This window comes from Bradyrhizobium sp. AUGA SZCCT0158, from assembly GCF_018130065.1.
Taxonomy (GTDB): domain Bacteria; phylum Pseudomonadota; class Alphaproteobacteria; order Rhizobiales; family Xanthobacteraceae; genus Bradyrhizobium.
On record NZ_JAFCME010000009.1, the window covers coordinates 59037 to 80090 of the forward strand.

Annotated in this window: 17 protein-coding genes and 1 other RNA gene; 11 read left to right on the forward strand and 7 right to left on the reverse strand. The window is 63.7% G+C overall.

Annotation, left to right across the window (positions count from 1 at the left end; genetic code table 11):
- Positions 1–147: 147 nt before the first annotated feature.
- The 3 genes from JQ574_RS14895 (at position 148) to JQ574_RS14905 (ending at position 4636) form a co-directional block, all read left to right on the forward strand.
- The gene (locus tag JQ574_RS14895) at positions 148–2190 is read left to right on the forward strand and encodes an adenylate/guanylate cyclase domain-containing protein (RefSeq protein WP_212206963.1); all 2043 of its coding nucleotides are present in this window, start codon (positions 148–150) and stop codon (positions 2188–2190) included.
- A gap of 24 nt (positions 2191–2214) precedes the next feature.
- Positions 2215–3192 (forward strand): NAD(P)-dependent oxidoreductase, encoded by a 978-nt coding sequence (locus tag JQ574_RS14900; protein WP_212206964.1) that lies wholly within the window; start codon positions 2215–2217, stop codon positions 3190–3192.
- Positions 3193–3343: 151 nt separating this feature from the next.
- Positions 3344–4636, forward strand: a complete 1293-nt coding sequence (locus tag JQ574_RS14905; RefSeq protein ID WP_212206965.1) for an MFS transporter — start codon at positions 3344–3346, stop codon at positions 4634–4636.
- 5 nt (positions 4637–4641) lie between these two features.
- Here the strand turns inward: JQ574_RS14905 and JQ574_RS14910 are convergent, their stop codons facing one another.
- On the reverse strand, positions 4642–5253 hold the full coding sequence (locus JQ574_RS14910) for a TetR/AcrR family transcriptional regulator (RefSeq protein WP_212206966.1): 612 nt from the start codon (positions 5251–5253) through the stop codon (positions 4642–4644).
- A 140-nt stretch (positions 5254–5393) separates the two neighbouring features.
- Here JQ574_RS14910 and JQ574_RS14915 point away from each other — a divergent pair, with 140 nt between their 5' ends.
- Both JQ574_RS14915 and JQ574_RS14920 read left to right on the forward strand, forming a co-directional pair.
- On the forward strand, positions 5394–6626 hold the full coding sequence (locus JQ574_RS14915; RefSeq protein ID WP_212206967.1) for a cytochrome P450: 1233 nt from the start codon (positions 5394–5396) through the stop codon (positions 6624–6626).
- A 171-nt stretch (positions 6627–6797) separates the two neighbouring features.
- Complete coding sequence (locus JQ574_RS14920) at positions 6798–10526, forward strand: AsmA-like C-terminal region-containing protein (RefSeq protein WP_212383634.1); 3729 nt, start codon at positions 6798–6800, stop codon at positions 10524–10526.
- 100 nt (positions 10527–10626) lie between these two features.
- Here the strand turns inward: JQ574_RS14920 and JQ574_RS14925 are convergent, their stop codons facing one another.
- Positions 10627–12201, reverse strand: coding sequence for an ABC-F family ATP-binding cassette domain-containing protein (locus tag JQ574_RS14925; RefSeq protein ID WP_212206969.1), 1575 nt, complete (start codon positions 12199–12201; stop codon positions 10627–10629).
- A 244-nt stretch (positions 12202–12445) separates the two neighbouring features.
- Here JQ574_RS14925 and JQ574_RS14930 point away from each other — a divergent pair, with 244 nt between their 5' ends.
- On the forward strand, positions 12446–13039 hold the full coding sequence (locus JQ574_RS14930; protein ID WP_312014666.1) for a tetratricopeptide repeat protein: 594 nt from the start codon (positions 12446–12448) through the stop codon (positions 13037–13039).
- Positions 13040–13117: 78 nt separating this feature from the next.
- Here the strand turns inward: JQ574_RS14930 and JQ574_RS14935 are convergent, their stop codons facing one another.
- The 5 genes from JQ574_RS14935 to ssrA all read right to left on the reverse strand — a co-directional run bounded on the left by JQ574_RS14935 (position 13118) and on the right by ssrA (position 16458).
- The gene (locus tag JQ574_RS14935) at positions 13118–13378 is read right to left on the reverse strand and encodes a ribbon-helix-helix domain-containing protein (protein ID WP_212206970.1); all 261 of its coding nucleotides are present in this window, start codon (positions 13376–13378) and stop codon (positions 13118–13120) included.
- The gene (locus JQ574_RS14940; protein ID WP_192738001.1) at positions 13375–13563 is read right to left on the reverse strand and encodes a DUF4169 family protein; all 189 of its coding nucleotides are present in this window, start codon (positions 13561–13563) and stop codon (positions 13375–13377) included. The genes JQ574_RS14935 and JQ574_RS14940 overlap by 4 nt, the downstream gene beginning before the upstream one ends.
- Positions 13564–13836: 273 nt before the next feature.
- Entirely contained in the window at positions 13837–15255 is a 1419-nt protein-coding gene (fumC, locus tag JQ574_RS14945; RefSeq protein ID WP_212206971.1) for a class II fumarate hydratase, read from the reverse strand.
- 79 nt (positions 15256–15334) lie between these two features.
- The gene (locus JQ574_RS14950) at positions 15335–15862 is read right to left on the reverse strand and encodes an SspB family protein (protein ID WP_212206972.1); all 528 of its coding nucleotides are present in this window, start codon (positions 15860–15862) and stop codon (positions 15335–15337) included.
- A gap of 237 nt (positions 15863–16099) precedes the next feature.
- Positions 16100–16458, reverse strand: a transfer-messenger RNA (tmRNA) gene (gene ssrA / locus JQ574_RS14955).
- A 78-nt stretch (positions 16459–16536) separates the two neighbouring features.
- Here ssrA and JQ574_RS14960 point away from each other — a divergent pair.
- The 5 genes from JQ574_RS14960 to JQ574_RS14980 all read left to right on the forward strand — a co-directional run bounded on the left by JQ574_RS14960 (position 16537) and on the right by JQ574_RS14980 (position 20970).
- On the forward strand, positions 16537–17157 hold the full coding sequence (locus JQ574_RS14960) for a chromate transporter (protein ID WP_212206973.1): 621 nt from the start codon (positions 16537–16539) through the stop codon (positions 17155–17157).
- Positions 17154–17687: a chromate transporter gene (locus JQ574_RS14965; protein WP_212206974.1), complete on the forward strand. Its 534-nt coding sequence runs from the start codon at positions 17154–17156 to the stop codon at positions 17685–17687. Before JQ574_RS14960 ends, JQ574_RS14965 begins: the two co-directional genes overlap by 4 nt.
- A gap of 105 nt (positions 17688–17792) precedes the next feature.
- On the forward strand, positions 17793–18293 hold the full coding sequence (locus JQ574_RS14970) for a tripartite tricarboxylate transporter TctB family protein (RefSeq protein ID WP_212206975.1): 501 nt from the start codon (positions 17793–17795) through the stop codon (positions 18291–18293).
- Between the two features lie 7 nt (positions 18294–18300).
- Entirely contained in the window at positions 18301–19866 is a 1566-nt protein-coding gene (locus tag JQ574_RS14975) for a tripartite tricarboxylate transporter permease (RefSeq protein WP_212206976.1), read from the forward strand.
- Positions 19867–19983: 117 nt separating this feature from the next.
- On the forward strand, positions 19984–20970 hold the full coding sequence (locus JQ574_RS14980) for a tripartite tricarboxylate transporter substrate binding protein BugD (RefSeq protein ID WP_212206977.1): 987 nt from the start codon (positions 19984–19986) through the stop codon (positions 20968–20970).
- Positions 20971–21054 lie beyond the last annotated feature (84 nt).

Consider the following 21054-nt stretch of genomic DNA (forward strand, 5'->3'; position numbering starts at 1 on the left):
GTCGGCTTCCGGCTCAACTCTGGTCACAGAGCCGTGTCCAAGGGTATGACAAGGCATATGGAAGGCGCCGGGATAGCCTCGCCGGTGAAACAGACGCTAGTATCATTCCGTATTGCGGTAACCGATCCCGCGAACCAGGACCCCGCAATGCGCATCGGCATTCGCAACGCCATCTCGGCCCTCGTGCTGACTTCGATCGTCGTCAGCGCCGTCGGCGTGCACCTGTTGTGGTGGCGCACCGCCCAGCAGGTCAGCCAGACCCTTGCCGACACCATCAACGACCAGATCGTCTCCGCGGTCGGCGACGAACTGCAATCGATCACCTCGGAAGCGCGATCGTCGATGTCGGCGGTGCGCACCCTGTTGCTCGGAAAAGTGTTCGAGGCGCGCGACGCCGAGATGCGCGAGGTCGTCATCCGATCGCAGTTGCGGTCGCAACCGACCATTTCCTGGGTAGCGTTCGGATGGCCGGACGGAACGTTCTTTGGCGGGCACAAGCTTGGCAATGGCGTCATCGAGATGATCGAGATCGCGGGCGATCGAAAGGCGAAGATTAACCGTTATGAATTCGGAGGTGGCGACACGCTGCTCAAGTCCAGCCGCGTCGAGGACACCAATTATTCCGTCACCGATCAGGAATGGTTCCGCGAGGTAGCCAGCTCCAACGACGAAAACTGGTCGACGCTGACCAAGCATCCCAACGGCGAACGTCTGGCGGCCGCCTTCGCGGCGCCGATCCAGATCGATCAAGGACCCGCCGGCGTCATCGCCATCATCATCGAACTGACGCGGGTCTCGAATTTCCTGTCGCAGCTGACGGTCGGCAAATCGGCCGGCGCCTTCATCCTCGATCGCGAGGGCGGCGTGGTCGCGGCGCCCGATCCGGATGCCAGCGAAGTGACGCCGCTGAAGACCGGCCATCCGCTGTTTGCGGTCGCGGTGGACGCGATGAAGAAGGCCGGCACCGCCTACAATCCCGGCGAGGGCGAGCCGCTGAAGCGCCAGGTGACGCGGGACGGCAAGGTCTATCAGGCGGTGCTGACGCCGATCTCGTTTCCGGGCTGGTCGCTGGTGACAGTGGTGCCGGAGTCGGAATTTCTGGGGCCGGTACAGATGACGATCCGGAACCTGCTGATCGGACTTGCGATCCTGATCGTGATCGCCGGGCTGCTGTCGGCATGGCTCGCCCAGCGCCTGATCGCGGCGCCGCTGATCAAGGTGGTGGGCGAGATCAGGCATGTCGAGCGCTTCGATCTGGACAAGGTCGAGCGGCATCCGTCGCGGCTGACCGAGATCGAGAACCTGTCCGGCGCCATCGGCGACATGGCGCAGGGGCTGGCGGCGTTCCGAAAATACATTCCCGCGGATCTCGTGAAGCGGCTGATCAGCGACGGTAACGGCGCGCGCCTCGGCGGCGCGGTGCGGCCGATGAGCGTGATGTTCATCGACCTCGCCGGCTTCACCGGCATCTCGGAGCGGCTCGGCGACCGCATCATCCCGCTGCTGTCGCGTTATTTCGATTCCGTCTCGGTGCAGATCCAGGCGCAGGGCGGCACCATCGACAAATTCATCGGCGATGCCGTGATGGCGTTCTGGGGTGCGCCGGCGCCGAACCCCGAACACGCCGTCGATTGCTGCCGTGCGGCTCTGGCCTGCCAGCGCGCGATGACCGAGGTCGGTCTGGTCGACGACCATGGCCAGCCGGTCAAAATCCGCATCGGCATTAATTCCGGTGACATGCTGGTCGGCAATATCGGGTCCGAAGTGCGGCTGAACTACACCGTGATCGGCGACGCCGTGAACATCGCGAGCCGGCTCGAGGGCACCAACAAGGTCTACGGCTCGACCATCATCATCGGTCCCGAAACGCGGCGTCTCGCGGGCGACCGCATCGTGGTGCGCGAACTCGATCGCCTCGCGGTCTACGGCCGCGCCGGGGGCTTGCAAATCTACGAATTGCTTGCGATGGCGGACGAGGCCGGCGGTGCGATCGACTGGGTGAGGGCCTATGAAGCCGGCCTCGCATGCTGGCGGGCGCGCGAATTCACGGCCGCGATCACGGCGTTCGAAGAGGTGAAGAAGGTCAAGGATGATGCGGCGGCATCGGTGATGATCGCGCGCTGCAGGGAGCAACTCGAGAATCCGAGCGACCAGGATTGGGACGGCACTTCAGTCGCCAAATCCAAGTAGGTGCTAACAGGCGGAGATGTTGATTTGAAAGTCCTGCTCACCCATCCGCCGCAAGCGAGGGCGCAATATTACGGCGAGCGCAGCCTGAGCGGATTGCAGGCGATCGCGCAGGTGCAATTGCACGAGGGCAACGACGCGCTGGATGCGTTCGGCCTGATCGACGCCGCACGTGACGTCGAGATTATCGTCGCCGACCGGCTCACCGCCGGACCCGGCGAGATATTTGCGCGGCTGCCAAAGCTGCGCGCCTTCGTTCGCTGCGCCGTCGACATTCGCAACATCGACGTCGAGCAGGCTTCGCGCGCGGGCGTGCTGGTTACCCGGGCCGGACCCGGTTTCGTCCAGTCGGTCGCCGAACTTGCGCTCGGATTCATGGTCGACCTATCGCGCGGCGTCTCGCGTGCCAGCGCCGACTATCATGCCGGGCGGAAGCCCAAAGTGATGATGGGCCGACAACTGGCCGGCAGCCGCATCGGCATTATCGGATATGGCAGCATCGGCCGCTACCTTGCCGGGATTGCCAAAGTGCTGGGCATGGAAGTTTTGGTCGCCGATCCCTTTGCGAGTGTGAGCGAGCCTGACATCCGGCATCTGCCGCTCGACGATCTGCTAGCGCGTTCGGACTTTGTCGTCTGCCTCGCAGTCGCCAATGAGGCGACGGAAAATCTGATCGGGCAGGCGGCGCTGGCGCGGATGCAGCCGCATGCGTTCTTCATCAATCTGTCGCGCGGCAATCTCGTCGACGAGGCGGCGCTGACCGCGGCCCTGCACGAGAACCGCATCGCTGGCGCGGCGATGGATGTCGGCCGGGCCCTGGACCAGATGCCGACGCCGGAACTGGCAAAGCTGCCGAACGTGATCGCGACGCCGCATATCGGCGGCCTGACGCCGCCGGCGATCGAGTACCAATCGCTGGAAACGGTGCGGCAGGTCGAGAAGATCATCGCAAGCGAGATTCCGGTCGGCGCCGTGAATGCCATCAGCTGGACGCGACGTCCTTGATGCCCTGCAGCATTCATGGCTGACCAGACGAGCTGGCGCTTGTATAGTTTCAAAAGCTCTTGACCCCGTCATTCCGGGATGGTCCGAAGGACCAGACCCGGAATCTCGAGATTCCGGGCTCGCACTTCGTGCGCCCCGGAATGACATGCCAATGCGCCTTCCCTTCTTTTACGGCTGGATGATCGTCGCGGTGACGTTCGTCACCATGGCGATCGGCGTCAATGCGCGGACCGCGTTCTCGTTGTTCTTTCCGCCGATCATCTCCGAATTCGGCTGGGAACGCGGCGTCACCGCGGGCGCCTTCTCGTTCGGCTTCGTGGTCTCCGGCGGCGTCAGCCCATTGATCGGCCGCTTGATGGACCGCCACGGCCCGCGCGCGGTGATGGAACTCGGCGTCGCCTTGATGGGCGCGGGCCTGCTGCTGGCGCCGCTGACGACGCAGCCCTGGCATCTCTATCTCACCATCGGCGTGCTGGTCGGCGCGGGAAGCGTGTGTCTCGGCTATTCCGGCCAATCGCTGTTCGTACCGAACTGGTTCATTCGCCGCCGTGGCCTCGCGATGGGGCTGGCGTTTGCCGGCGTCGGGATCGGTTCGGTGACCTTGCTGCCCTGGGTGCAGCATATGATCGAGCAGACCGGCTGGCGCACCGCCTGCACCGCGATGGGCATTGTCGTCCTCGTCGTGTTGGCGCCGATCAATCTGTTGCTGCGGATGCGCCCCGAAGATATCGGGCTACTGCCGGATGGTGATGCCGCGCCGACGGCGACTTCAGCAAAGCCGATCTCGAACATCGTCGATCCGGTCTGGGCCGCTACCGACTGGACCTTGCGGCGTGCGCTGCGCACCGCGCGATTCTGGTGGATCTGCCTCGGCTATTTCTGCGGCCTGTACGTCTGGTACGCGGTGCAGGTGCACCAGACCAAGTTCCTGCTCGATATCGGATTCTCGGCCAACGTCGCGGTCTGGGCGCTCGGCGTGGTCAGCCTGCTCGGCATTCCCGGCCAGATCTGGCTCGGGCATCTCTCCGACCGGGTCGGACGTGAATGGATCTGGGCGATCAGCTGCCTGGGTTTTGCGATCTGCTTTGCGGCGCTGATCGGGCTGAAATTCGCGCCTGTGTTGCCGCTGGTTTATCTGATGATCGTGACCCAGGGCGTGCTCGGCTACGGCCTGACCTCTGTGATGGGCGCGGTGGTGCTCGAAATCTTCCAGGGCAAGCAATATGGCAGCATTTTCGGCACCATCATGCTGGCGGCGCTGGCCGGCGGCGCGGCCGGCCCGTGGGCGACCGGGTTTTTGTTCGACCGCTACGGCAGCTACACGCTGGCCTTTGCGATCGGCGTCGCCGTGAGCGCCTTGTCGGCGTTCGCGATCTGGCAGGCCTCACCGCGCAAGATCCGCGCCGTCGCGGGTCAGCTGCATAAGATGCAAGGCGACGGTTAGAATATTTACTTGGACGCCACGCCGATCACGCGTTCCAGATCGCTGATTGCGCGCAGAAAGCTGTCTGAGGGCGTGGTATCCGGATCGATCAGCCGATGCAGGCGGAAGCCGTCTTCCATCGCCAGAACGATAGCCCCCCACCATGCCGGATCGAGCACCGAATCCTTGCCGCTGTTCTTCGCCGTGGTCTCGACAATGTCGGCGATCAATTTTCGGCGCGCGCGCAGCCGCTTGGCGAGTTCGGGCCGGCGCTTTTCGGCGCGCGCCACGAACAGGATCATCTCCATGTGCAGCAATGGCGAGCGGCCGAGCGGATCCTGCTGGCTGCGGTCCATGGTCTTCAGCGCGTCGATGAAATCCGGCAGGCTTTTGTGTTTCGCCAGCAGATCGTGAAGGCGCAGAATCGATTGCTCGACGTGATTCTCGAGCATGGCGATGATCAACTCGTCCTTGCTCGTGAAATTCGAATAGAATGCGCCGCGCGAGAAGCCGGCCGCGGCGGCAATGGTTTCGATGCTGGCGCCACCGATACCTTGTTCCTCGAACACCCGCGCCGCCGCCTCGAACAGCTTGTCGCGGGTATCGTCCCTTGTCGGTCTGGTTCGCAACCTTGACATCGGCGCAATTTAGGTGAGAATGCAACTCAATACAACAGTGTATCGAGTTGCAGAGACCCGGATGGAAGAGCCGGCATCAGAGCATGCGATGTGCTGATAGACTAATAAAAACTGCGGTGTGGAAACCAATCGAGGTCATCATGAACGAGCACGTTCAGGCTGCGACGAGCGAACCGCTTTTCAATCCGTTGTCACCGGAATTCATCCGCAATCCCTATCCGCACTACGCGCGGATGCGCGCCACCGATCCCGTGCATCTGACGCCGCTCGGCCTTTATGTCGCCAGCCGGCACGCCGAAGCCAGCCTGGTGATCCGCGACAAGCGCTTTGGCAAGCAGCATGTCGAACGCACCATCCGGCGCTATGGGCCCAACATCATGGAGGAGCCGGCCTTTCGCAGCCTGGGCCTGATGATGCTGCAGCAGGATCCACCCGACCATACCCGCCTGCGCGGGCTGGTGGTGCAGGCTTTCACCGCGCGCCGGGTCGAGGACATGCGTCCGCGCATCCAGCAAATCGTCGACGAGACGCTCGACCGGATCATCCCGCAAGGGAAGATGGACCTGATCGAGGATTTCGCCTTCCGCCTGCCGGTGACCGTCATCTGCGACATGCTCGGCATTCCCGAAGAGCATCGCGAGGCGTTTTACACCAGGGCGCGTGCGGGTGGCCGCATTCTCGATCCCGTGCCGTTGTCGCCGGAGGAGATCAAGCAGGCCAACGAAGGCACGATGATTTCCGAGATGTATTTCCAGCAATTGTTCGAGTTGCGGCGAAAGAACCCCGGCAACGATCTGACCACGCAGCTGGTGCAGGCGGAGGAAGACGGTCACAAGCTCTCCAATGAGGAGCTGACGGCCAACATCATCCTGCTGTTTGGCGCCGGCCATGAGACGACCGTCAACCTGATCGGCAACGGCCTGCTGGCGCTGCATCGCAATCCGGACCAATTGGCGCTGCTCAAGGCCAGGCCCGAGCTCATGACCAATGCGGTCGAGGAGTTCCTGCGCTACGATTCCTCCGTGCAGCTGACCGGCCGGGTGGCGCTGGAAGACATCGACGACCTCGGCGGCAAGCGGATTCCGAAAGGCGAGACCGTGCTGTGCCTGCTCGGCTCGGCCAACCACGATCCGGCGGTCTATCCCGATCATCCCGAGCGTCTCGATATTACCAGACCCAATGTGAAGCCGCTGTCCTTTGGCGGGGGCATCCACTTTTGTCTCGGCGCCCAGTTGGCGCGCATCGAGGCTGAGATCGCGCTTTCCACGCTGCTGCGCCGGATTCCCGACCTGCGGCTGGATGACGCGGTGAACCCGGAATGGCGGCCGACCTTCGTGCTCCGGGGCCTGAAGCATCTGCCGGCGAGCTGGTAACCATATCGCCTCGACATCAACGAGGCCTCAGGTTCTGAATAAATCGGAACCGGCGGGGCTATGGCGCTGATGCCGCTGTGACTTCGCCATACTTCTCTCTATATATTGGGCTGCTCCGGCCCTGAGTTCGCGTGGCGCGGTCTGTGCTGGAGCGGTTCATGGGGAGACACCGTGCAGACGACGCTGCTCGGCCTGGCAATCGCCTTTATCATTGCGCTGGTGGCCGCGCTTGTCGGGCCGTATTTCATCGACTGGAATCAATTCCGGCCGCAATTCGAGGCCGAGGCGAGCCGGATCATCGGCGCGCCGGTGCGCGTCGGCGGCAAGCTCGACGCGCGGCTGTTGCCGGCACCGTCGTTGCAGCTGCGGGCGGTAACGGTCGGCGGCGCCAACGACCTCGGCAAGGTGCGCGCCGACAAGCTCGACGTCGAATTCAGCCTGGGTTCGCTGATGCGCGGCGAAGTGCGCGCCACCGAACTTTCCATCAACGGCATGTCGCTCGATCTCGGGCTCGATCCAAAGGGCCGGATCGACTGGCCGGCCTCGACCGGAACACTCAATCCGGGCTCGCTGGCGATCGATCGGCTCAATCTCACCGGCCGGATCGCGCTGCACGACGCCGCCAGCCGCAGCACCCTCGAACTGAACGACATCGCCTTTTCCGGCGATGTGCGTTCGCTGGCGGGCTCGATCCGTGGCGACGGCAATTTCGTGCTGTTGGGCACGCGCTATCCGTTTCGAGTTTCTTCCGGCCAGACCGCCGACGGCAACGGCACCCGTGTGCATTTGAATATCGATCCCGGTCCGAAGACGCTTTCGGCCGATCTCGACGGTCTATTGTTTTTCGAGGCGCGGGCGCCGCGCTTCGAGGGCACAATGGTATTGGCGAGTCCGCCGCGCCCAAAGGCAGACGACTTCGACACGTCGCCGCCATCCTGGCGTGTCAGCTCCCGCGTCAAGGCCGATTACTCAACCGCACGGCTTGATGCGCTCGAAGTGACGTATGGCGCGGACGAGCGCGCGCTGAAACTGGCGGGCAATGGCGACCTGCGCTTCGGCGCCGCGCCGTTGCTGCGGGCTTCGCTCGCCGCGCGCCAGCTCGATGCCGACAGATTCTTCGCCAAGGACAGCAAGGACGTTACCGCCACTGAGCCGGTCCGTGTGTTGCCGGCGGTGCGCACGCTGATGTCGGGCCTTCCGCAAGTCCCGATCGCGGCGCAGATCGGATTGGCCTCCGAACAGGTGATGCTGGGCGGCCGTCCGTTGCAGGACATCGCGGCCGAACTGCATGGCGATGCGAAATCCTGGAGCGTACGCAAGCTGGAGTTTCGCGCGCCGGGTACGACGCGGGTCTCGCTGAGTGAGGCGATCGCCAAAGGCGCGGCGCCGGATCAGTTCAAGGCCGCGCTCAACGTCGAATCGTCGGATCCCGACGCGCTGATGACCTGGCTGCAGGGCCGCGGCGACATCGGCTTTCGCAGCCAGAAGCCGTTGCGGCTGCGCGGCGACGTCACCATCGCGCCTGATGGATTTGCCATCGATGCGATGAAGGCCGAGATCGATGGCGGCGCCGTCGAAGGCCGTATCGCGGTGTCACACCGGCAGCCAAGCAGCGGCTCGAAGATCACGGCAGAGTTGAAGGCCGAGCGCCTCGACCTTGATGCGGCCACGGCATTGGCGCGTTCGCTGGCCGGCCCGCAGGCCGAATGGCCGGACGAAGGGCGGCTGTCACTGGATATCGGCCGCGCTATTTCCGCCGGCCAGGAGTTGCGGCCGCTGGTGGCCAGGCTTGGTTATGGACCGAAGGCGTTTTCGCTCGACCAATTGAATATTGGTCAGCCTGACAAGGTCGCGTTGGAAGGCGTCGGCCGTTTCGATCGCTTCGCGTCGATAGGCAAGCTGGAGCTTCATTCGACGGCGTCGTCGTTTGGCCAGATCACCGCGTTGGTGGCGCCGTTTGCGCCGTCGCTGGCTGCGCGGCTCAACGCGATGGGGGCGAGCCCGGGGCCAGCGCGCGTCAAACTCGCGCTCGAACTCAACAAGAGCGGGGGGCAGGCCGATCATGCGAACGCGCGCGCGGTGATCGACATCGAGGCGCCGCAGCTCAAGGGGATCACCACGATCACCGCAAAGCCGGCCGTGACGGCGATCCAGGGCATCGATCTGCAGGCGCTGGGGCGCAGCGAAATCGGCATCGAGTCGAAGATGTCGTCGGGGCAGGGCCGTGCCTTGCTGGCGCTGCTGGGACTGGATCGCACGATGACCGCCGGCGACGGCCCGGCGCAATTCGAAGGCTCGGCGACGGGGGCATGGGGTGGATCGCTGCGGCTCAAGGCGAAGATCTCCGGAAAGGGTCTGGACGCCGATGCCGACGGTACGGCGGAGCCATGGGCGCAGGAGGCCAAGGGCAGTTTCTCCCTGAAAGTTCGCAGCGCCGATTTCGGACCGTTGCTCGACCTCAAGCCGACGGACACGCTGGCACAGAATATCGGCCTGTCCTCGCGCGTGTCGCTCGCAGGCAACAAGCTCACGTTCGACGATCTCGACAGCAGCATTGCCGGTTCACGGCTGCGCGGACACGTCGCGGTTACCCTGGGCGAGGAAAAAAATATCGAAGGCGAAATCGGTCTCGACCAAATCGCGCTGGCGCCGGCCTTTTCGTTGGCGATGGGGGCTGCCGGACACGATGCGGCGGAGCCGCTGACCGCGGGGCTGGTCAAGGGCTGGCGCGGCAAGGTCGCATTCCAGGCATTGCGTGGCTTGCTGCCGGGCGGCAGCGAATTGCAGCCGGTGAGCGGGATTGTGAAAAGCGACGGCCAGTCGCTGACCTTCGATTCCATCAAGGGCAAGATCGGCGGTGGCGAGGCCACGACCACGATCGATGCCAGGCAGGGCCCAAATGGCATTGCGCTGAACGCGAGCGTGCAGCTCAGTAGCGTCGATGGCACGGCGCTGCGCTATCGCAATCTCTCGATGCCCGCGGGCCGTGCGTCGCTGCAGATGGCGTTGGCAAGCCAGGGCCGCAGCGCGGCGGCGCTGACCGGCGCACTCTCCGGCAGCGGAACCGTGACGCTGGAATCCGCAAGGATTGCCGGGCTCGACCCGCGCGCCTTTGAGGTGGCGGTTCGCGCCAGCGATGGCGGCCAGGCCAAGGACGATGCGCGGCTCAAGCAAATCGTCGAACCGGCGCTGCTGGCCGGCGCGCTGGCGGTCGGCTCGGCGCAAATCCCGTTCAACATCCGGGATGGCCGGCTGCGCGTCGGCGCCACCACGCTCGACGCCAATGGTGTGCGCGCCACCGTCTCCGGCGGCTATGACATTCCGGCCGATCAGGCCGACATCCGCGCCGCGCTGGCGCTGACGATGGTGGGGCCTGCGACCGGCCGCCCCGAAATTCAATTGTTTGCCGTGGGCACGCCCGATGCGCTCAGTCGCAGCGTCGACGTGACGGCGTTGTCGTCCTGGCTGGCGGTACGGACGATTGATCACGAAACACGAAGGCTGGATGCGATCGAGCGTGGCGAACCGCCGCCGCCGATGCCGGCCCCGATATCGTTGCCGCCGGATGCGGCGGTGCCATTAACGCCGGAAGCGGCGTCGCCGAGCGAGGCGCTGTCGCCAGTGCCGGTGCCCGGCCGCGATCCGCGGCGGCCGCCGGCAGCCAAGCCAAAGGCCGCCACACCGCCGCGCCCACCGGCACCGATTGCGACAGCGCCCGCGCCAAATCCGCCGGCGCCGCTGGCGAGCCAGCCGCAGCTTGCACCGCTGCCGCCGCCGATCGAAGTCAGGCCGGCGCCCGGTGCTGCGCCGGTAGCCAAGCCGAGGCCGAGGCCGCCGCTGTCGCTGACACCGCAGGTCGCCAATCCGCCTCCGCAGCGGCCGGCGCTGCAGAATAACTAACCAAAGCGTTTTCAAGCGAAGTGGCTACCGGTTCGCATAGCAATCTGTTTGCGCAGATTGCGTAGACTTATCTGCGGCAGAAAACGCGTCAAACAAGAATCTAGAGCACGATCTCGCGCTGGATCCCGAACGACTGCAAGAACGCCTGATCGTGGCTGATCACGATCAGCGCGCCGTCGAAGCCCTTCAACGCAGCTTCCAGTTCCTCGATCGAGGTGAGATCGAGGTGATTGGTCGGCTCATCCAGCAGCAGCATGAAGGGCGGTTGAGGTCTTGCAAACACGCAGGCCATTCCCGCGCGCAGCCGCTCGCCGCCGGACAGGGTGCCGGCGATTTGCAGCGCCGCGCGGTTGCGGAAGGCAAAGCGGGCGAGGGCGGCATGCGCTTCATTCGCGGTCAGCTCCGGATTGAGGCGGCGGAGATTGTCGAGGATCGATGAAGCCGGATCGAGCAGCCCGACATGCTGGTCGAGCACGGCGATGCGATCGGTCAGGCGGCGGATCTCACCGCTCGCAGGTTTCAGTTCTCCCGTGATCAGGTGGAACAGCGTGGTCTTGCCGGAGCCGTTGGCGCCGCGGATCGCGATCCGCTCAGGCCCTCGGACCTCGAACGACAGGGGGCCGAACAAACGGCGGTCCTCAAAGGACATCGTTACATCCCTGAAGGCGATGAGTTCGCGCCCGCCGGGCAGGTTGGTCTTGGGCAGGTCGATCGAAAGCGGTGTCAGGACTTCCACTTTGGCGCGGGCTTCTTCCAGCGCGTCGGTGCGGTCGCCGAGCAGGCGATCGGCAAGACGACCCTCGCGGGCGCTGCTCGCTTCCGCGATCTGCTTTTGGGCACCCAACATTATCCTTGCCTGGCTGCCCGAGCGTGCGTAGGCGCGACCGACGCTGTCGCGGCGTGCCTTCTTCTCGCGCGCCTTCTGTACAGAGCGTTCGGTGTCGCGCAGCGCGTCCGACGCGCGCTCGAGCTCGGCTCCCGCGCGTGCCCGGGCGGTATCGCGCGCCTCGGCGAAGGTGGACCACGCGCCGCCAAACACGGTAATGCCGACCGGCGTCAGTTCGACGATGCGGTCGACGCGATCCAGCAGCGCGCGGTCGTGGCTGGCGACGAGTGCGCCGCCCTGCCAGCGTTCGAGCAGTTGCGCCACCGCTTGCCGTCCATCGGCGTCGAGATTGTTGGTGGGCTCATCGAGCAACAACAAGTCCGGCGCCTCGATCAAGAGGCGCGCCAGCGCGACGCGCGTTCGTTCGCCACCGCTTAGCGAGGCGATCGCACGATCCAGCGGCATCGCGGGCAGGGCGGTTTCGACCAGTGCGGTCTGCAATCTGGCTTCCAGCGTCCAGTCGGCATCCGCGGCATCGTCGAGCGAGCCCTCGCCGCGTTCGAGACGGCGCAGGCGGGCGAGGTCGCCGGCAACACCGAGCGCTTGCGCGACCGTCTGCCGGTCATCCGCCAGCTGCGCGAGCATGCCGATCGAGCCGATGCGTTGCACGGATCCGCCGGCAGGTTCGCTCTCGCCTGCGATCAGGCGCAGCAGTGTGGATTTGCCGGAACCGTTGCGGCCGACGAGCCCCGTTCGCTCGCGCCCAAGCGCAAGCGTCAGTCCGTCGAACAGTGGCCGGCCGTCAGGTGTATTGAGGGAAATCGAATCCAGAATGAGAAAGGCGGGCATGAAGAGCTTCCGAAATGAACAGGGATCGCGGCGCGGTGTGCATTGCGATGTCCATTGCTCTCTCCATGTGTCCGTGTGGCTGGATCGGCATTTCCTAGAAACTTGCCGGCCCGAAGGCAAGGGCGTCCTCGCCGGTCTCTCCGATTTGTGAGGAGGCTCTGACGAAGTCGGGGAATGTACGGTGCAAGGCGGGGTTGATGGATACGGCTGGAGGAATTTCTACCCTCGAGAGCAGGAGGTGCGCGTGGTCAAATCCGTGATCAGGTTAGTAACACTGGCAATGCCCTTGATGGCGCTGGCCGTTGCGTCACCGCCGGTTCCAGCCTTTGCCGCCGGAGGTGGCGGCGGCGCCGATTCACCGATGGCAACGACCCCAGCGCCGGAAACCAGGTCGGCGCCGCGGCCCGCCAGAAGCAGCACCCAAAAGGCCAAGAAGAAAGCCAAGGAAACCAGCCTCGGCGACCCCGCCTTTATCCAGGGGTATCGTGCGGCCTATGCGACGATCTATGACCGCAACGAGTATGCCGGCGCCATCGAGCAGTTGAAGGCGCTTGGCCACGACGACCATCCCAAGGTGGCCAATCTGATCGGCTACTCCTATCGCAAGCTCGGCGACTACAAACTGTCGCAAGCCTGGTACGAGCGCGCGCTCAAGGCGGATCCGAACCACGTGCTGACGTGGCAGTACTACGGCCTATGGCAGATCGAGCAGGGCAACCGTGATTCTGCGCAATATCATCTGAGCCGGATCGCTGCGATCTGCGGCACCGACTGCACGGAGTATCGTTCGCTCGCGGCCGCGCTTGAGAAGCCGCCCGGTTCGAGCCTCGTCTATTAATGTGTGCGAGACGATCGCCGCGGGCGAATTCCCTTGCGAGGAACGCCTGCGGCTAGTTTGAGCCCGACGACATGCGTTCTAGCTCTGCGGTCTGGCCTCAGGCGCAGCTGCGGCCGCCGGCATCGCGCGGGTGCGGAAATAGTCCAGCACGAACAGACGTATCGCCGAGGACAAATTGCCCTGCTGGCGATTGCTGTCGATCTCGCCGACCAGTTCGGACAGCGTCATGTTCCGCAGGCCCGAGATTTCCTTCATGCCGTTCCAGAACGCCTCTTCGAGGCTGACGCTGGTCTTGTGGCCGGCGACCACGATCGAGCGCTTGACGACCGGCGACTTCATGATGCGTCTCCGCCGTCGATGCGATGTTGATCCAGCAAGTTCCCGGCGCGATCCTTCGCCTGCTCGTCGAGCGCGCGTTCGGATTTGGTACGGCCGAACCGCGCGCGGTTGGCGTCGGCCTGCTTGGCCGAGGCTTCGCGCTCGTTGCGCTTCTTGAAGCGCTTCAGGTTGACCACGTCCCCCATGCTCGCCTCCATCATCCGGCGACTTGAAGGTGTGAAAATCCGTTACGTATGCAAACGTGATCACGCCGCGCGCGTGCAAAATCGATCGTCATCAGAATCCCCGTGTAGCGCTCTCTGATAGCATCAATAAATAAGTTTCGCTCTGCGAAAACCAAATATTTTGTGCTCGTACCATGTGTCCGCGAGATGGCGATAGATGAGCAAACTCATTCTTTGGAGTTATGATCTATATCAAGTCCTGCACGTCCGTAGTTTACCGGGGGCGCGCGACCATTAGCCCGGGTGTGTCATCTTGTCGGGCTGGACCAGGCGATCGAACTCGGCCGCAGTAACGAACCCAAGCCGCACAGCCTCTTCTTTCAACGTGGTTCCGCGCGCATGCGCCGATTTGGCGACCTTGGCGGCGTTGTCGTAACCGATCTTGGGCGCGAGCGCCGTCACCAGCATCAGTGAACGCTCCATCAGATCGCGGATGCGCTTTTCGTCGGCGCGTATTCCCACCACGCAATGCTCGGTGAAGGAGCGAACCACGTCCGACAACAATTGGATGGAATTCAACATACAATATGCCAGCACGGGCTTGTACACGTTCAGCTCGAAATGGCCCTGGCTGCCGGCGACGGTCACGGCGGTCTGGTTGCCGAACACCTGGCAGCAAACCATCGTCAGCGCTTCGCATTGGGTCGGGTTGACCTTGCCCGGCATGATCGACGAACCCGGTTCGTTTTCGGGCAGGATCAATTCGCCGAGGCCGGAGCGCGGGCCCGATCCCAGAAAGCGAATATCGTTGGCGATCTTGAACAGGCCGGTTGCCACCGAGTTGATCGCGCCGTGCACCAGCACATAGGCGTCGTTGGAAGCCAGCGCCTCAAACTTGTTGGCGGCACTCGTGAACGGCAGTTTCGTGATCTTGGCGACGTGTTTTGCGAATGTCCTTGCGAATTTCGGTTTCGAGTTGAGGCCGGTGCCGACAGCGGTGCCGCCTTGCGCCAGCGGATACAGATCCTTCACCGCCACGCGCAGCCGTGCGATGCCGCTTTCCACCTGTGCGGCGTAGCCGGAAAATTCCTGACCCAGCGTCAGCGGCGTCGCATCCTGGGTATGGGTTCGGCCGATCTTGACGATCCCAGCGAACGCCTTTTCCTTCCTGCGCAGTTCGCGATGCAATTCGCTCAGGGCCGGGATCAGATCGTCAATAATGCGCCCGGCGGCGGCGATATGCATCGCGGTCGGGAATGAATCATTCGACGACTGGCTCATATTGACGTGATCGTTGGGATGAACCGGCTTCTTGGCGCCGAGTTCGCCGCCGAGCATCTGGTTGGCGCGGTTGCCGATCACCTCGTTGAGATTCATGTTGGTCTGGGTACCGGAACCGGTTTGCCAGACCACCAGAGGAAAATGGTCGTCGAGCTTGCCCTCGATCACCTCGCGCGCGGCGCGGGAGATGGCGGTGGCGCGGCGCGCGTCGAGCAGGCCGAGGTCGCGGTTGGTCTGCGCGGCGGCGAGCTTGACGATGCCGAGCGCATGGACCAGCGCGGTCGGCATGCGGTCATGGCCGATACGAAAATTCTGCCGCGAGCGCTCGGTCTGCGCGCCCCAATAGCGATCGGCGGGAACGTCGATGGGCCCGAAACTGTCGGTTTCGCTGCGGGTGGACTTGGATCGCTTGGGTGTCGCTCGTCGGGCCATCAATGAATTCCGTTACGCTTGGATGCGGAACGGTCATTCTAGCGCGCCGCGGATTTTCCCGCGCGTAGATTGTCTCCAGTTATTTCTTGCGGAAACGATCCAGCCGCACCACTTCCGCGCCCTCGCTTGGCTTGGCCGGATCATCCTTGCTCTCATCCTTGCTTTCGGCGGCTGTCGCCGGTGCAGGAACGGGCAGGCTGGTAGCTGCGGGAACGGTGGGCAGATTGGCAGTGGGCGTTTCGGCGGCCTCGTCGGACGGCTCGAATTGCAGCCCGAACTTCACCGAAGGATCGAGGAAGCTCTTGATCGCCGCGAACGGAACCACCAGCCGCTCGGGAATGCCGCCGAACGACAGGCCGACCTCGAAGCGATCCTCGCTCACCACCAGATCCCAGAACTGGTGCTGCAGGATGATGGTCATCTCTTCCGGATATTGCGCCAGCAGCCGCGGCGACAGTTTGACGCCGTCGGCGGTGGACAGGAAGGTGATGAAGAAATGATGCTCGCCGGGCAGGCCGTGCTCGGCGGCGTCGGTCAGCACGCGGCGCAGCACCCCGCGCAGCGCGTCACGCGCCAGCACGTCATAACGGATGTGGTCGGTCGCCATGGTGGTCCTGTCAGGTTGAGAAGGGTGGCGCTGCCGGTCGCCCGACTCGCCATTTGACCCATGCTACCCCGGCGGCGGCCGCAGGTCAGCAGGCGTCATCGATCGAATTTCCGGCAGCAGCGTTCCGCCGAGCGGCAAATCGCAAGAAAACCGGCAGGAAAACCGGCAGGAAAACCGGCAAGAAAACTGGCGAGAAAACTCACAAGAAATCTCGCAGGAAAAGCGGGAGCAAATAAAAGTGGAGGCTTCTGTTGCCAGGTGCCTCCGAACCCCGCCTAGCGGAGCTTAACCCACTAGGACTTTAGACTTGGTTTTTCAAACTGCGTTACGCAGCCTGAGCAACCGGAGCATAGTTGTCGTTTGCAACTATTGCATAGCCCGATAACGGCGGAACCATACCGAGAAAAAACACGCCCTTTACGCCCTCGTCGATCCTGTTTCGCCCCCGCCGAAACCCGCCTTCAAGGGGGTGGGCTTGGGTGGAGGCGCCGGGTACTGCCCCCGGGTCCGAATGGTTTATTGCGACGGCAATTTATTTCCATAGCCGGCGAACCGGCACCCCTAATATAGGGGGCAAAGGCTGAGAAAAATAGTGCCGGGATAGGCGTGGAAAGCGCGGGAACCGGCCGAATTGGGATTGGCCCTGGCGGTGCCGCCGTTCTAGGTTTTGGACCATGAAATCCCCGGCTTCGGAATCCCCGCCGGCCCCTGTCACGGCGCCGGATCTTCCTGCATCGCACCCGCCAAACCAGCCCGGTCTGCTCGAGCTGTTTGTGGCGTTCGCCAAAATGTCGCTGGCCGGCTTCGGCGGGGTGCTGGTCTGGGCTCGGCGCGGTATCGTCGACCAGCACCGCTGGATGACGGCGGAAGAATTCAATGAGACCTTCGCGCTGTGCCATTTTCTGCCGGGGCCCAATATCGTCAACCTGTCGGTCGTGTTCGGCTCGCGCTTTCGTGGCATTGCCGGCGGCATCGCGGCCTTTGCCGGGCTGGTCGGTCCGCCCATGGTGATCGCCACGATCCTCGCGGCGCTGTACGCGCGCTACGGCGAGATCGACGCGCTGCGGCGGATCCTGGCCGGCGTTTCCTGCGCGGCGGTCGGGCTTCTGATCGCGGTCGTCTTCAAAATGATGATGCCCTTGATCAAAAAGCGCGACATGGTCGGGCTCGTGATCCTGCTTGCGGTATTCATTGCCATCGGCGTGCTGCGGCTGCCGCTGCAGACGGTGCTGCTGGTGGCGGTCCCGCTCAGCCTCGGCATTACCTATTTTCTGCGCCAGCGGGTGGCCGCATGAATTCGGAGGGCAATCCGATTTCGACGCTCGTTTGGACTTTCGGATTGATGTCGCTGTTTGCGGTTGGCGGCGCGAATTCGGCCATACCCGAGATGCACCGGATCGCGGTCGACGTTCACCACTGGATGAATGACAAGCAATTCGCCGACATCTTCGCCATCTCCCAGCTCTCGCCCGGGCCGAACGTGCTGATCGTGACCCTGATCGGCTACTCCGTCGCCGGGGTGGGCGGTGCGCTGGCGGCGACGCTGGCGATGTGCGGCCCGACCGCCGTCCTTGCCTATTATGTGAGCCGCCTTTTGCAGCGGTCGAGCCAATCCCGCTGGCCCGCCATTATCCAGGCGGCCCTTGTTCCGCTTTCGATCGGCCTGATGGGCGCCAGTGGCCTGATTTTGGCGCTGAGTTCGGACCTTAGCTGGGTGGCCGGCCTGATTACGGCAGCCGCCGCGGTTCTGGCATTTGCGACGCGGCTCAATCCGGTCTGGATATTGCTGGCCGGAGGTGCTTTGGGTTTTGCTGGCGTTATCTGAGGAAAATCGCTAGGCAAGACCCTGGGACTGTGCACAAACGCCATCCAATCAGAAACGCCATCCAATCAGAACGGGCGGGAAGCCCTGTCGGGGGGAGAGATATCGATGAGTGATACGCCGAGCCACGCGCCGGTCAATTCCATCTTGCCGAAATGGATTCGCGGTCCGCAGGACTTTATCGGCGGACTCGCGCTGGTGGCGATCGCGGTGTTCGCCCTGTGGGCGTCGAGCGATCTGCAGGGCATGCGGGGGTTCTCGTTCGGAGCCGGGACAGCGCCGCGCATGTTCGCCTTTCTGTTGCTTGGCCTCGGCGTTGCGGTGATGCTCGTCGGCATCGTCACCGAGGGCGCGCACCTGGCGAAATACCATTGGCGGGGCCCGCTCTTTGTATCGCTGGCGATCCTGTCCTTTGCGTTCCTGATCCGCCCGATGGGCCTGATCGTCACGGCGTTCTCGAGCTTCCTGATTTCAGCGCTGGGGACGCCGGAAACGAAATGGACGGAAACCATCATCGTCGCCGTGTGCCTGACGGCGTTCTGCAGCCTGTTGTTTCCCTACGCGCTTGGTCTGCCCTTGCAGATGCTGCCCAAATTTATGATCCGGTGAGGGTGTGATGGGTGACATTTTTTCAAACCTTGGTCTCGGCTTCGGCGTCGTATTCCAGCTGGTGCAGTGGACCCCCGCTTTTCTTGGCGGCGTATCCATTCCCATTCCCGTCAACATTCTGCTCTGCCTGATCGGTGCATTGGTCGGAACGCTGGTCGGCGTGCTGCCGGGCATCGGCACCATCGCCACGGTCGCCATGCTGCTGCCGATCACCTTCGGCCTGCCGCCGGTCGGCGCGCTGATCATGCTCGCCGGCATCTACTACGGTGCGCAATATGGCGGTTCGACCACCTCGATCCTGGTCAACATTCCGGGCGAGGCGGGCTCCGTGGTGACCGCGCTCGACGGTTTTCAGATGGCCAAGCAGGGCCGGGCAGGTCCGGCACTGGCGATCGCGGCGATCGGCTCGTTCTTTGCGGGCTGCGTCGCGACCGTTCTGATCGCGCTGCTTGGCGCGCCGCTGACCAAAATCGCGTTGGCGTTCGGGCCCGCCGAATATTTCTCGCTGATGGTGCTCGGCCTGATCTTCGCGGTGGTACTCGCCAAGGGCTCGGTGCTGAAGGCGATCGCGATGATCGTGTTCGGCTTGCTGCTGTCGATGGTCGGGTCCGACATCGAGACCGGTGCGTCGCGGATGGCCTTCAACATCCCCGAACTCGCGGACGGATTAGGCTTTGCCACCGTCGCGATGGGCCTGTTCGGCTTCGCCGAAATCATCCGCAATCTCGATGCGGGCGGTGAAACCGACCGCCAGCTGGTGCAGCAGAAGGTGACCGGCCTGATGCCGACCAAGAAAGACCTGATTGCTTCTGCACCTGCGATCGGGCGTGGCACGGTTCTGGGATCGATGCTCGGAATTCTGCCGGGCGGCGGTGCGACAATCGCATCGTTCGCGGCCTATACGATGGAAAAGAAGCTGTCCAAGACCCCATCGCGGTTCGGCCGCGGCGCGATCGAAGGCGTGGCGGCGCCGGAAAGCGCCAACAACGCGGCGGCGCAGACCTCGTTCATCCCGCTGTTGACGCTCGGCATTCCGCCGAACGCCGTCATGGCGCTGATGGTCGGCGCGATGACCATTCACGGCATCGTGCCGGGACCGCAGGTGATGCAGAAGCAACCCGACCTCGTCTGGGGCATGATCGCTTCAATGTGGGTCGGCAATCTGATGCTGCTGATCATCAACCTGCCGATGGTCGGGATCTGGGTGCGGCTGTTGCGTGTGCCCTATCGGCTGATGTTCCCCTCGATCGTGGTCTTCTGCTCGATCGGCATCTATTCGGTGAACAATGCTCCGACGGACGTCATGCTCGCCGGCGCATTCGGGCTGGTCGGATACTGGCTGATCAAGCACGATTTCGAGCCGGCGCCGCTGCTGCTCGGGATGGTGCTCGGACCGCTGATGGAAGAGAACCTGCGCCGGGCGCTTCTGATCTCGCGCGGTGACTGGTCAGTGTTCCTGACGCGTCCGCTATCGGCGCTGTTGATGGCTATCGCTGCAGCCCTGCTGGTGCTGGCGGTGCTGCCTTCGCTACGAAAGAAGCGCGACGAGGTGTTCGTGGAGTCCGAGAACTGACCTGCGTCGGCTCGCCACAGCCCGAAGTCGACTCGACTTCGCGCGTTATTTCGTGAAATGGAAATGCCGGCCGATCGGGCCGGCATTTGCTTCAACGGCTTTAGCTGGGAGACTTAGATGAAACTATATGGTCGTCGCTCTGTGGCGGGTGGTTGCCTGGCCATCCTTGCCGGGCTGGTCGCGCTTGCCGCGCCGGCCCAGGCGCAAAACTATCCGACGCGTAGCATCACCATGATCGTGCCGTTTGCGGCGGGCGGTCCGACCGACGTGATCGCGCGCATCGTCACCGGCCATATGGCCCAGACGCTCGGCCAGGCCATCATCATCGAGAACGTGGTCGGCGCCGGCGGCACCACCGCCACGACCCGCGCGTCGAAGGCCGCCAATGACGGCTATACGCTGATCACCGGGCATATGGGCACGCATGCGGCGTCGGTTCCGCTCTATCCCAAACTCGCCTATCATCCCGAGAAGGATTTCGAGCCGGTCGGGCTGCTCGCCGGCACGCCGATCCTGATCCTGGCGCGCAAGGATTTCGCGCCCAAGGACCTCAAGGAATTCATCACCTACGTCAAGGCGAACGAAACCAAGATCAATGCGGCGCATGCCGGCGTGGGCTCGGTCTCGAACGTGTCGTGCGAACTGCTGAACTCGGTGCTGGGGGTCAAGCCGGTCGGCGTGCCCTTCAACGGCACCGGGCCTGCGATGAACGCGCTGGTGGCCGGACAGGTCGACTACATGTGCGACCAGATCGTCAACGCCGTGCCGCAGATCAATGGCGGCACCATCAAGGCCTATGCGATTGCGACCGCCGAGCGCAATCCGTCGCTGCCCGATGTTCCGACCACCACGGAGGCCGGCCTGCCGGCCTTCCAGGCCCAGGCGTGGAATGCGATTTTCGCGCCGAAGGGAACGCCGGCCCCGATCGTCGCCAAGCTGAACGAGGCGATCGTCAAGGCACTCGACGACGAGACCGTCAAAAAGCGCCTGCTTGAGCTCGGCAGCGTGATCCCGGGCCCCAAGGATCGCACGCCGGAAGCGCTGGCCGCGCTGGTGAAGAGCGAAATCGCGAAGTGGACGCCGGTTCTCAAGCCGGCAGGTTGATCAATCCGATCAAGTAGATAGGTGAGGGGCGGAACGCAGGTTCCGCCCCTTGTTGTTTCACGGAAGGCGCATCATTTTTCCGGG